Source organism: Gilliamella sp. B2887 (assembly GCF_026537015.1).
GTDB lineage: Bacteria > Pseudomonadota > Gammaproteobacteria > Enterobacterales > Orbaceae > Gilliamella.
Genome location: NZ_JAFNMX010000001.1, coordinates 261,931 through 275,121 on the forward strand (window position 1 = coordinate 261,931; position 13,191 = coordinate 275,121).

Annotated in this window: 10 protein-coding genes and 1 pseudogene; 9 read left to right on the forward strand and 2 right to left on the reverse strand. The window is 34.3% G+C overall.

The window, feature by feature from the left end:
• Nucleotides 1–229 precede the first annotated feature (229 nt).
• Nucleotides 230–2,086: a beta-glucoside-specific PTS transporter subunit IIABC gene (locus J3U13_RS01185; RefSeq protein WP_267339562.1), complete on the forward strand. Its 1,857-nt coding sequence runs from the start codon at nucleotides 230–232 to the stop codon at nucleotides 2,084–2,086.
• A gap of 10 nt (nucleotides 2,087–2,096) precedes the next feature.
• Nucleotides 2,097–3,500, forward strand: coding sequence for a glycoside hydrolase family 1 protein (locus tag J3U13_RS01190; protein WP_267339563.1), 1,404 nt, complete (start codon nucleotides 2,097–2,099; stop codon nucleotides 3,498–3,500).
• A gap of 352 nt (nucleotides 3,501–3,852) precedes the next feature.
• Here the strand turns inward: J3U13_RS01190 and J3U13_RS01195 are convergent, their stop codons facing one another.
• Nucleotides 3,853–4,563, reverse strand: a complete 711-nt coding sequence (locus J3U13_RS01195) for a response regulator (RefSeq protein WP_267339564.1) — start codon at nucleotides 4,561–4,563, stop codon at nucleotides 3,853–3,855.
• A gap of 18 nt (nucleotides 4,564–4,581) precedes the next feature.
• On the reverse strand, nucleotides 4,582–6,171 hold the full coding sequence (locus J3U13_RS01200; protein WP_267339565.1) for an ATP-binding protein: 1,590 nt from the start codon (nucleotides 6,169–6,171) through the stop codon (nucleotides 4,582–4,584).
• Between the two features lie 308 nt (nucleotides 6,172–6,479).
• Between J3U13_RS01200 and J3U13_RS01205 the strand changes: the two are divergent.
• The 7 genes and pseudogenes from J3U13_RS01205 to citX all read left to right on the forward strand — a co-directional run.
• Nucleotides 6,480–7,775: pseudogene (locus J3U13_RS01205) on the forward strand (2-hydroxycarboxylate transporter family protein); the annotation flags it as partial.
• Between the two features lie 93 nt (nucleotides 7,776–7,868).
• On the forward strand, nucleotides 7,869–8,714 hold the full coding sequence (locus tag J3U13_RS01210) for a fumarylacetoacetate hydrolase family protein (protein ID WP_267339567.1): 846 nt from the start codon (nucleotides 7,869–7,871) through the stop codon (nucleotides 8,712–8,714).
• A gap of 4 nt (nucleotides 8,715–8,718) precedes the next feature.
• Entirely contained in the window at nucleotides 8,719–9,753 is a 1,035-nt protein-coding gene (gene citC / locus J3U13_RS01215) for a [citrate (pro-3S)-lyase] ligase (protein ID WP_267339568.1), read from the forward strand.
• A gap of 21 nt (nucleotides 9,754–9,774) precedes the next feature.
• Nucleotides 9,775–10,065, forward strand: a complete 291-nt coding sequence (gene citD, locus J3U13_RS01220; protein WP_267339569.1) for a citrate lyase acyl carrier protein — start codon at nucleotides 9,775–9,777, stop codon at nucleotides 10,063–10,065.
• Nucleotides 10,062–10,949 carry a citrate (pro-3S)-lyase subunit beta gene (gene citE, locus J3U13_RS01225; RefSeq protein WP_267339570.1) on the forward strand — a complete coding sequence of 296 codons (888 nt, stop codon included), beginning with the start codon at nucleotides 10,062–10,064 and terminating at the stop codon, nucleotides 10,947–10,949. The genes citD and citE overlap by 4 nt, the downstream gene beginning before the upstream one ends.
• A gap of 12 nt (nucleotides 10,950–10,961) precedes the next feature.
• The gene (gene citF / locus J3U13_RS01230; protein WP_267339571.1) at nucleotides 10,962–12,491 is read left to right on the forward strand and encodes a citrate lyase subunit alpha; all 1,530 of its coding nucleotides are present in this window, start codon (nucleotides 10,962–10,964) and stop codon (nucleotides 12,489–12,491) included.
• Between the two features lie 67 nt (nucleotides 12,492–12,558).
• Complete coding sequence (gene citX, locus J3U13_RS01235; RefSeq protein ID WP_267339572.1) at nucleotides 12,559–13,107, forward strand: citrate lyase holo-[acyl-carrier protein] synthase; 549 nt, start codon at nucleotides 12,559–12,561, stop codon at nucleotides 13,105–13,107.
• Nucleotides 13,108–13,191 lie beyond the last annotated feature (84 nt).

Below are 13,191 nucleotides of genomic sequence, written 5' to 3' on the forward strand. Positions count from 1 at the left end.
AAAAATATAACGAAATAAAATAGTTAGCTACAATTCAAATCAATCTTGTTTAACCTTTTAATCTGTGTTAGGTTGATGAAAGTTAACTCAATGGTAAAAAAGTATTATTAATAAAATTAATATGATCAACTATACATGATCATGATTGTTTCAATGTTAACAACAATTCTGGTCTGTTTGGTCTTTTTTCTACCAAAAATTAACCATTGTTAACATCAGGGAGAAAATAATGGATTATGAGAAAATTGCACAGCAAATATTACTGTTGGTTGGGAATAAGCAAAATATTATCAGTGTAAGCCATTGCTTGACTCGATTACGATTCCAATTAAACGATAATAATAAAGCGAATCATGAAAAATTATTACAAACGGAAGGCGTCATTTCAGTTGTAAAAAGTAATGGGCAATATCAGGTGGTAATGGGAAATAAAGTCAGTAAAATTTATGAGGCACTTTTACCACTTATAGGTGAAGAAATCTCAATAAAACAAGAACAACCCAAAGTATCAATTGGCATTAGAATACTCAATGCTTTTGCCGCCATTTTCACCCCAATTATTCCAGCAATAGCTGCATCGGGTATGCTAAAAGGTATCTTAGCAATTGCGGTTATTATTGCTAATTACTATTCAACGGACATTAAAACTTATAATACTTATATTATTTTACATGCAGCATCTGATGCTGTATTTTACTTTATGCCAATAATTCTAGGTTATACCGCAGCTAAAGTATTTAAAGCCCATCAATTCATCTCAATGATTATTGGCGCAACGCTATGTTATCCCACGATTGTGACGTTAATGACAAGTAAAAGTGAGGTCACCTTTTTTGCGATTGAACTGACTAAAGCCAACTATACATCCAGTGTCATTCCAATTATTATTACTGTTTTTATTTTAAGTTATGTACAAAAATTTTTAGAAAATATCATTCCTGAAGTCTTAAAAATAATCATGGTACCCACATTTTCACTACTCATCATGATCCCTACTACGTTACTTGTTTTCGGTCCAATTGGAATTTATATTGGTGAATTTATAAACTGGATCTATTACTACATCATGGGTTTTAGTCCTATCTTATTAGGTGCCTTTATTGGTGGCGTATGGTGTATTTTAGTGATATTTGGCGCTCACCGTGCGATTGTGCCAATTGGTATCAATGATGTAGCACAAACAGGAAGGCAAAATCTTCTTGCATTTGCAGGTGCGGCTAATTTTGCGCAAGCAGGTGCCGCTATTGGAGTATTTTTTAAAACTAAAAATAAAAATTTGAAAACAGTGGCTGCCTCAGCAACAGTTACTGCTCTGTTTGGCATTACTGAACCCGCTATTTATGGGGCGAACTTAAGATTAAAAAGACCGATGATCTGTGCCGTGATTTGTGGTGCAATCGCAGGTGGATTGATGGGTTGGGGAGGTGCTTATGGTAATGCTTTTGCTAACCAAGGGATATTAACAATACCTGTTTATGCACAAGCAGGTACAAAAGCTTTCTTATGTTATTTAATTGGTATTGGTTTTGCTTTTTTTGGTTCATGCATTATGACGATGATTGTTGGATTTAATGATATAGCAAATGAAGAAGCATCAAAGACAATTGAAACATCATCACAAACCCAATTAACATCGGATACCGCTATTGTGTCTCCTGTTGCTGGTGATGTGATTGCTTTAAATTGTGTTAAAGATGAAGCATTTGCCTCAGGAGCAATGGGAAAAGGAATCGCAGTTTATCCTAATATTGGTGAAATCATTGCACCAGAAGACTGCACTGTTACAGCGCTCTTCCCTACTTTACATGCTATGGGTCTAAAATTGGATAATGGTATTGAACTGCTAATTCATATTGGCATAGATACGGTTAACTTACAAGGTAAATACTTCCAGTCTTATGTCCACGCTGGTCAACATATTACTAAAGGAACCAAATTAGTTTCATTTGATATTGACAAAATAAAACCGGAATTTGATTTAACCACTTCAATTATTGTGGTTAATTCCGATCAATATAAAAATATAAAAGATTGTCAACAATCTCAAGTAAGTATTACAGACAATTTATTCGTTATTCAAGTTTAGAGGTTTAGATATGAAAGCTTTTGCAAAGGATTTCTGGTGGGGAGCATCTTCGTCAGCTTTTCAAATAGAAGGAGGATGGGATGAGGATGGAAAAGGAATGACCGTTGCTGATTATAATTCATTTCAACGCTCCGCCACACAAGCAGACAGTAAAGTTGCCAGTGATTTTTATCATCATGTCGAAAGTGATATTGCTTTATTTAAAGAATTAGGATTAAAAACCTATCGCTTTTCACTATCTTGGGCAAGAATTATTCCTGATGGCGAAGGTGAAATAAATCAAGCAGGAATTGATTTTTACAATCGAGTCATTAACGAATTACTTAAAAACAATATTGTACCTTTTATAACGCTTTATCACTTTGACTTACCTTTTGCCTTAGTTGATAAATACAATGGTTGGCAAGATCGTCGTTCAGTGAATGCATTTAGACGCTATGCTCAAGTGTGTTATAAAGCATTTGGCGATCGAGTCAAACACTGGCAGATTAATAATGAACAAAATCTGATGATTCGTGTAAATGAAAGAATGAATATGTATAACGTTGCACCACAAAATATTGAAAAAGTTCGTGCACAAATGGATTATCATATGTTTGTTGCACATGCAATGGCAACCAATGATTGTCATAAATTAATTTCTGACAGTAAAGTCGGTCCTGCGGTTTCATCCACGATGACTTATCCGGCAAGTAACAAACCCATGGATGTATGGGCTGCAAAAATGAACGATAATTTCAAAACTCATTATGCGCTTGAAATGTACTGTTTTGGTGATTATCCTGGCTATTATAAAAACTATCTAACCCGCTGTAGAATCTATCCTGATACTCATCCAGAAGATGCAGAAATATTAAAACAAGCAAAACCCGATTTTATTGCCGTAAATTATTATCGAACTTTAGTTGCCAGTTATTTACCTGAGGATGATGCGCATCCATTTGGCACGAAAGAAAAAGATATCGATTTTGACCTTTATGGTTATTTTAAAATCGAGAAAAACCCAAATTTAATCGCATCAACTTATGGTGCTCAAATTGACCCTATGGGACTACGTCTTGTACTAAATGAATATTATCGAAAATATCGTTTACCATTAATCATCACTGAGAATGGTTTAGGCACCCCAGATACGTTAACCGCTGACAATAAGATACATGATGATTATCGCATCGATTATTTAAAATCCCATATTTTAGCTTGTCATGATGCAATTGAGGATGGAGTTGAATTATTTGGATATTGTCCATGGTCAATAATTGATTTATTGAGTTCACATCAAGGTTTTAAAAAACGTTATGGCTTCGTTTATGTCGATCGGGATGACCATGATTTAAAAACGCTTAACCGAATTAAAAAAGATAGCTTTTATTGGTATCAGCAAGTGATCAAAGATAGTGGAATTAAAGAATAATGAAAAAAACATTTAGATGGGCTTTTAATAGCCCATCATAACTAATATTAAGTATTATCATTCATTTACTAAATAGGTCACTGTATGCGCTTCCATCGGTAATGGTGCTTATCGTATTATAAAACATTTGTGTTTTATTCATTTGGTAAGCTTATTTCATTATTTGCTATAATAATTATTTTGTTATAGACATACATTTACTTCTAATATTTGATACTCAATTGAAACTCTCCAACCGTTGGATTTATTCAATTTAGCATCAAATATTTAATGGCTAAAATAACGAATAAGCATATTTAAATCATCATAAACTATATAAAATCGGATCAACATATTAACTATGCACAAACCATTACTTTCCTAATCGTTTATAAAGTCTTTCAGGACGCCCTATTTTCCCGTGATTGAGTTCAACTACTAATAATTTAGTTTGGACACAATATTCTAAATATCGTCTGGCTGTAGTTTTACTAATATTTGCTTTTTCGACTATTTGATCTACCGTTTGTGGTTCGTCTATCTTCATAAATAGATCTTTAACTTTTTGTAAAGTAATCTCTTCAATCCCTTTAGAGTGACGATTGATATCAACAAAATCCTTAGTTTGCAAATTAAACAATTCATCAATACGCCTTTGATTGACATGTTTTTGTAAACTTTGACGGTATAAAAAAAGCTCAAAACGCTCAAGTGAATGTTTTAATCGTTGATAAGATACCGGTTTAATTAAATAATCAAAAGCACCAAAACGTATAGCTTTACTGCACGTATCCATATCACTTGCAGCAGTGATAAAAATAACATAACAGTCTAGTTGGTTATTAATAATATACTCAAATAATTCAATACCTTTACCATCGGGCAGATAATTATCTAGTAAAATTAATGTTGGTTTTAACTTTTCAACCATTATTTTAGCTTCATCTAAATTTGACGCAATCCCAACGACTTTTACTTTGGTATCCCTCTGAATAAATTCAGCGTTTAATTCTGCTAAAATAGGTTCATCTTCAACAATAAGAACTTTTATGGCCTCTTCTTTATATTCGTTAAGCTCACTCATGCATTTACCTCTTTTTTATTATTTAGGTATAAAAACTGAAAAAATTGTGCCATATGGTGTATTGTCTTCAAATGTAATATAACCATTAGCCTTTTTTATGTAGGTTGAAACAAGATGCAAACCGATACCATGCTCTTTAGCATCTTGAGAGGTTACGCCTGGTTCGAATATTGATTCTCGAATACTTGCATCTATACCACATCCTTGATCACTCACTTCTAATACAATTTCATCCGTTGCATCACTTAGATACAAATAAATCGTTTTATCACCCTGATTATTTTTCAAACACGCATTAAAAGCGTTATCAAGTAAATTACCTAGCACTGACATAAACTCGGTTTCAGTGATCAATACAGGTAATGCACTTAATTGACATGCAGGGTCAAAAATTAAATTCAAGCCAATTTCATGTGACTTTGAATATTTACCAATTAATAATCCACAAACCGCCGGTATTTTGAAATGTTCAGAAATAAAATCTAAACAGTTTTGATTATCCGCCGAATGTAAAGTAATAAAGGATTGCGCTTCTTCATAACGTTTCATATAAATGAGTCCCGATAAAGTCGCCATCCAATTAAGGTGTTCATGCCGTAAAGCCCGCAAATTATCAATATATTGAGTAACCTGAGTCAATTTCATACTTAATAAATTGATATCATCATAATTGCGAAAAGTGATCACCCAACCTTGAATTTGATCATCCACAATCACACGAATTCGATTAGCAATGACAATAATATTATTAAAGTAACAAATATAATCATGCACATCTTTTGTCTGATTTTCATTGCCGTAAAGAAAATCAGTTGATTTGATAACATTGCGTAAATCATGGTTAAGCAAATCTTGATCACTCGCAATGATGTCTAACATATTGCGAGCTGATTGATTAATATTGATAATTTTATAATTAAGATCAATGGCGATGATCCCTTCAAAAATAGATTCCATTATTGACTTTTGGCTTTTAACCAGTAAGGCAATCTCTTTAGGCTCTAAATTAAACATCTGTTTTTTAACTGCTTTTGAAAAAAAGAACGAAAAAACAAACAATGCAAAAAAGAGTAAGGAACAAAAAATGATGATGGGTATAAATTGGTTAATATGTAATACATATATATCATCAATCATATAACCAACAGATATAATCCCTATTATTTTACCTTGATCCATAATAGGAGCTTTACCTCGAAGTGCTAAACCTAACGAGCCTTCGCTAATAGTAACACTGCTCTTTCCTCTTAATACTTCCTTATTATCCCCACCAACCATTGGTGAATATAACTTATTATTTGAGGTATGATATAATCGATAAGCTTGTTCATCACCAATAACGATATAGCTGGCATCACTTTGTTCAAAAATATCATTAACTAAATTGGCTAACTCGACAGTATCTTTTTCTTTAACATATTTTATTAAACTTGGGATCACAGACAATTCTTTGGCTTGAATTTGTGCTTTTTCACCCAAACTTTTATATAATGTAGTCTTCGTTGCATTCCATATATAACTTTGTAAAAGTGCGAGCATTATTAAAGAAAAAAGCAAAAGGGACAGAAATAACTTTGTCGCAAAAGATAATTGTACTTTTTTTCGCATAATAACGCTCATATTAAAAATTTAGTATTGACTTTAAGTTTATCACAGCATTAAAAAACATATAGCCTTTAAAACCATAAAAACCACACTCAAAGTATGATTTAAATCACAAAATTAGGTTTAAAATTTTGCAACCATATGCGCCAATTTAGCAATTCAGATTTTTTGGAGAAAAATAAAATATGGCGGATCTTAATTCAATCGGGAAAACGCGGACTGAAAAAGAATCAGTATCGAGCTCTGATGAACAAAAACATGATAAATGTTCTCACAATGGGAATCAACAACTAACTGGATGGCCATACAATTGGTGGCGGCTTATGGACAATTATAAAATTGGTGTAATCCCGCTTCCATTATTTATAATTGCTGGTATTCTAATTTTTGCTGAAGTGTTAGTAACTGGTAAATTACCTAGCGAAATTGTTGTGATGGTGGTAACTTGTGCATTCTTTGGCTTCCTATGTGGTGAAATTGGTAAACGTTTACCAATCGTTGGGAAAATGGGAGCAGCAGCGATCTGTGCAACCTTCATTCCGTCGGCATTAGTATATTATGGTATTTTGCCAACTCCGGTTGTCGAAGCAACAACAAAATTCTACAAAGATACGCACATTTTGTATCTGTACATTTGTTGTATTATCGTTGGTAGTATTATGAATATGGATAAGAAAACGCTTATTCAAGGATTCTTAAAAATATTTGGACCAATGGTATGTGGTGAAATTGTTGGAATGTTAGTTGGTGTTGGTGTTGGTTATTTATTAGGTTTATCACCATTTGAAACATTCTTCTTCTTGGTATTACCTATTATGGCAGGTGGTGTTGGTGAAGGAGCTATTCCTCTTTCAATCGGATATGCATCAATATTAGGTATGGAACAAGGTGAGGCGCTTGGCCGTGTATTACCAATCGTTATGTTAGGTGGTTTAACGGGTATTATTTGTGGTGGTATTCTAAACCGTATTGGTAAAGCTTATCCACATTTAACTGGTAATGGACGATTATTACCGGCTTCAGAAGATGATGAATTAATGGGTGCTAAAAAATCAGCTAAAGCTGAACCTATTATCGATGTAACAACATTTGCTTCAGGTGTATTATTAGCAGCGATTCTTTATATGGTTGGTATGATTGGTCATAAAGTAACAGGTATTCCAGCTCCGGTAGGAATGTTATTTGCTGCAGTTTTTGTTAAGTTAGTATCAGGTGTTTCACCGAAAGTATTAAGTGGTTCACAAGTCGTTTACAAATTTTTCCAAACGTCTGTTACCTATCCAATTCTATTTGCGGTAGGTGTAGCAATCACTCCATGGGATAAAATCGTTGCTGCTTTCACTATTACAAATTTAATTGTTATTGTTTGTACTGTTGTTAGTTTAGTCACCACTGGTTTCTTTGTCGCTAAAAAATTAGGTATGTATCCGATAGATGCTGCTGTTATTTCATGTTGTCAAAGTGGTCAAGGCGGAACAGGTGACGTAGCAATCTTAACTGCCGCAGAACGTATGGAGTTAATGCCATTTGCTCAAATTGCAACCCGTATAGGTGGTGCAATAAATGTATCAGTGTCATTACTCATTCTCGGCAATTTCTTAGTTTAGATTAAAATTTTAAAGAGCAACCTTAGTTTATCTAAGGTTGTTCGTTTTTATTTATAGTTAAATTTAGCATAAAACAGCTTTTAAGGAGTTTTCATGAAGCTTGTCAGTTATCTTGTCTCTGATCGAGCAAGTTTTGGTCTTCTTACTCACAATGGTATTGTTGATTTAAAAGAAAAATTAGGTAATAAATATGCCGATTTAAAATCTCTACTTGCTGATCCAGAAGGACTCTCTGTCGCCAAAACTTATCTTGATGCACCAAGCGACATTGATGAACAAGACATTATTTATCTACCTGTTATCCCAAATCCAAACAAAATTTTATGTGTTGGTATGAATTATGCTGAAAAACGCGCGGAATTTAACGAAACTAGCTCAGCACCAACGTTATTCGTTCGTTTTCCTGATTCTCAAACAGGGCACAAAACTAATATTATCAAACCAGCTATCACTAACGAATTAGATTACGAAGGTGAATTAGCCATTATTATTGGTAAAGCAGGATTTCGTATTAAACCAGAAGAGGCATTATCACATGTAGCTGGCTACAGTTGCTATATGGATGGATCTATCCGTGATTGGCAATACACTTGGTTTACTGCCGGTAAAAACTGGCCAAGTACTGGTGCATTTGGTCCATGCATTACAACCAGTGATGAAATTCCTGATCCAAAAGTTTTATCTTTAACGACTTATCTAAATGGTCAGGAAATGCAGCACGATTCAATTAAAAATCTTGTGCACACCGTACCAGAACTTGTTTCTTACATCAGTACATTTACTCGTTTATCGCCTGGAGATGTCATCCTCACTGGTTCACCTGGTGGCGTAGGTAAAAAACGTAATCCTCCAGTATTTATGAAAGATGGTGATAAGATTGAAGTCGAAATTACAGGAATTGGTCGTTTAACCAATTACGTTGTAGCAGAAAGAGGGTAATTTTATGTATGATTTAGTTGATTATACCATCGTTGATATTTCTAAATCAGAACAAGACTATCAAGACATTAAGCAATTATTATCTCGATCGGATCTTGATTTAGATTCGCAAGTGACTCTTTTTATGGTTGCAAAAATTAACGATAAAATTATTGCTTGTGCAGGTATGGATCGCAATATTATCAAATGTGTTGCCATCGATCCTCAATATCGTGGTAATCAACTAAATCTGACTTTAATGGATCACACCATAAAATATGCCAATGAAAACGGCTATTTTCACCTTTTTTTATACACAAAGCCTGAAAATATAGATTTCTTTAAAGGATGCGGTTTTTACCCGATTGTTGAAATAACCGATTTAGTTGTCCTAATGGAGAACAATCCAGTCGGAATACAGCTATATTGTAAACAACTCAATGCACAGAAAAAAGAAGGGAAAAAAATTGGTAGCATTGTTATGAATGCTAATCCTTTTACTAAAGGTCATCAATACTTAGTACAATATGCGGCAAGTCAATGTGATTGGTTACATGTATTTGTTGTCAATGAAAATGCCTCGCAATTTTCCTTTGATACACGCTTAAAGTTAGTTAAAGATGGCACAAAGCAGATAAAGAATGTCACTGTGCATGCAAGCTCACCCTATATTATATCTAGAGCAACATTTCCTACTTATTTCCTAAAAGATAAGACAAAGATTGATCAAGCCTATATGGGTATCGATCTGCTAATTTTCCGAAATTATATTGCTCCAAGTCTCAATATCACTTATCGATTTGTCGGGACTGAACCTTTTGATGAGGTGACCAAAGCTTATAACGATGCGATGCGCTATTGGCTTGAAGATAATACGGTAAGTAATCTACCAGCTATCACAGTTGTAGAAGTTGAACGAATATCCGAAAACAATTGTGTTGTATCAGCTTCATTAGTAAGAAAGCTATTAGCAGCTGGGCAATATGAACAGGTAAAAACGTTGGTTCCCCCAACAACATGGGATTATCTTTCGGCTAATTTGGATAAATTTAAAATTTAACACGTTTTAAAAGGTAAAAAAATGAAAATACAAAAAGAAGCTATGGCTGGGACTCTCGAATCGAGCGATTTGTTAGTTAAAGTCATGCCAAATACGGGGATTGAAATTGTTATTAATAGTGATGTTAATAAGCAATTTGGCGATCAAATACGTGAAGTGGTCAATCAGACTTTAAATGATTTGAATGTAACTGATGGTTTAATTATTATTGATGATAAAGGTGCTTTAGATTGTGCGATTAGAGCAAGAATTCAATGTGCAGTATTACGCGGTGCAGAAGAAGAGAATTTAGATTGGAGTAAATTACTATGAAAAAATTACGTCGCAGCATGTTATTTCTTCCAGGCGCCAATGCCGCAATGTTATCAACATCGTTTGTATACAAACCTGATTCAATCATGTTTGACCTTGAGGATGCGGTTTCAATTAAAGAAAAAGACTCAGCACGTCTACTAGTAGCTCAAACATTAAAAATGCCTGTTTATAAAGAACACAATATTGAAACAGTGGTCAGAATTAACGCACTAAATACACCATTTGGACTTAAAGATTTAGAAGCCGTAGTTCGAGCAGGAGTAGATGTTGTTCGTTTACCAATGACAAACAGCGCAGAAGATATTCATGAGCTTGAAGCTCACGTTGAACGAATTGAAAAAGAATGTGGGCGTGAAGTCGGCAGTACTAAATTAATGGCAGCCATTGAATCGGCTCTAGGTGTTGTTAATGCAGTTTCGATTGCTAAATCATCGTCTCGTTTAATTGGTATCGCTTTAGCTGCATTTGACTATCTTGTCGATATGCAAACAGAAAGAGGCGATGGTACGGAATTGTTTTATGCTCGTTGCGCTGTTTTACATGCAGCTCGTGTAGCGGGTATCGATGCTTTTGATGTTGTCTATTCAAATGTTAATGACGACGAAGGTTTCTTAAAAGAAGTGAGCCTAATCAAAAAATTAGGATACAACGGTAAATCATTGATTAATCCAAGACAAATTGAGCTTTTACACAATGCTTATGCTCCTACTGCGAGTGAAGTAGAAAACGCTAAAAAAGTAGTTGAAGCAGCTGAAGAAGGTGAAAGAAAGGGGCTTGGAGTTGTTTCTTTGAATGGCAAAATGATTGATGCACCAATTATTACTCGTGCTCAAAAAATCATTGAACTAGCAAAATACTCCGGTGTACGTAAAGAAATTTGATAGGATTGAAATATGACAACTTCTATAAACCAAAAAATTGATGATTTATTAAAACAGCATCCTGATCTTAAAAATATCACACCATTTACTGATGCTAATGCAACAACACCATATTTAAAAGATGAGTCTAAATATACTCGTAAATTATGTGATTCTATTGAACAAGCAATTAAAAATTGTGAATTACGTGACGGTATGACCATATCTTTCCATCACGCTTTCCGTGAAGGTGATAAGGTTATCAATAAAGTTGTAGAGACAATTAGTCAATTAGGCATTAAAAATCTGACTTTAGCATCAAGTTCATTGTTAAGTTGTAATGCAGCATTAATTCCACATATTGAAGCTGGTGTGATTACTAAAATTTACACCTCTGGATTACGTGGAAAATTAGCTGATGCAATTTCACATGGTTTAATGGATAACCCTGTACATATCCATTCTCATGGTGGACGGGTAAAACTTATCCAAAGTGGTGAAATTAATATTGATATCGCATTTTTAGCCGTATCTACTGCTGATGAACAAGGTAATGCTAATGGTGTATCAGGTAAGTCACAATGTGGTGCACTTGGCTATGCAATGGTTGATGCACAGTTTGCCAAAAAAGTGGTTTTACTCACTGAAGATATCGTTGGTTATCCAAATAACCCTGCTAGTATTCGTCAAGATCAAGTTGACTATATTGTTAAAGTTGATGAAGTCGGTGACCCAACCAAAATCAGTGTTGGTGCAGCACGTATCACAACCAATCCTCGTGAACTTATGATTGCTCGTTACGCTGCTGATGTTATTGAACATTCTGGTTATTTTGAAGATGGCTTCTCAATTCAAACTGGTTCTGGCGCTTCTTCAACAGCCGCAACGCGTTTCCTTGAAAATCGTATGCGCGCTAAAAATATCACAGCCTCATTTGCTTTAGGTGGCATTACAGCAAGTATTGTTGATTTACATGAAAAAGGATTGGTTAAACGTTTATTAGATACCCAAAGCTTTGACGGTGCAGCAGGACAATCTTTAGGCCGAAATAAAGATCATATTGAAGTCTCAACCAATGTTTATGCTAACCCAGCTTCTAAAGGGGCAAGCGTTGATGAATTAGATATTGTGATTTTAAGTGCTTTAGAAATTGACCTTAATTTCAATGTAAATGTATTAACGGGTTCTGATGGCGTAATGCGCGGAGCATCTGGTGGTCACTGTGATACCGCTGCTGGAGCAAACTTAACAATTATTGTTGCGCCATTAATTCGCAGCCGTATCCCAACAGTAATTAAAAATGTAACCACGCTGGTAACTCCAGGTGAAAGCGTTGATGTACTAGTGACTGATCATGGTATTGCAGTGAACCCTAATCGTCCAGAAATTGCTGAACGTTTAAAAGCAGCTAATTTACCAGTGATGAGCATTGAAGAACTTTATCAACGAGCGGTTTCTTTAACAGGTGAACCAAAACCAATCGAATTTGAAGATAAAATTGTAGGTATCGTTCATTTCCGTGATGGTTCTGTTATTGATGTAGTTCGTCAAGTTAAAGATTAATGACTCAACGATCTTTTATAGCATGGCATAAATAATGTCATGCTATAATTCCTTTATTATGAATAAAATGTTAATTAAATTTGATGATGGCACCCCAATTAGTCTTGAGCAAATGTTATTAGCTAAAGAAAAAAGGGTAGAAAACCAACTAACCGCTATTTCACTTTATAAAAAACCTCTTATATCATTAACGTTAGTCATCCCAGGTCCAATAAAAAGTAGTAGTGGAGCGCATTATCTATTTCAAGAAGCGATCGCCGCGTTACATCAATTTTTTATTAAAAATAATATACCGTTAATTGAAGAGCAACACTATCATGAGTTAACGGGTTCAGAAGCAATTCTTGTGTTAGATTGCGCTATTGAAAAACTGAAACAATACTGCATTGATATCGAAAGCCAACATCCATTAGGTCGTTTGTGGGATATTGATGTGATCGATCCAATAACACAAAAAAGTGTATCTCGCTCGCAATTTGAGCTTGCGCCAAGACAATGTTTAGTTTGTGAGAATATCGCTAAAATATGTGGTCGAACAAAACGACACTCTTTCGATGAAATTTTTGCTGCCATTAAAGAAAAAATAGAAGACTTTCAAAAAAATAATAAAATTTAACATAATGATAAAGTTGAAGAAACAGAATTGTGTTGAGTTGAAATATCACATCATTGTGTAAATTAAACTTTATCATTTTTACTA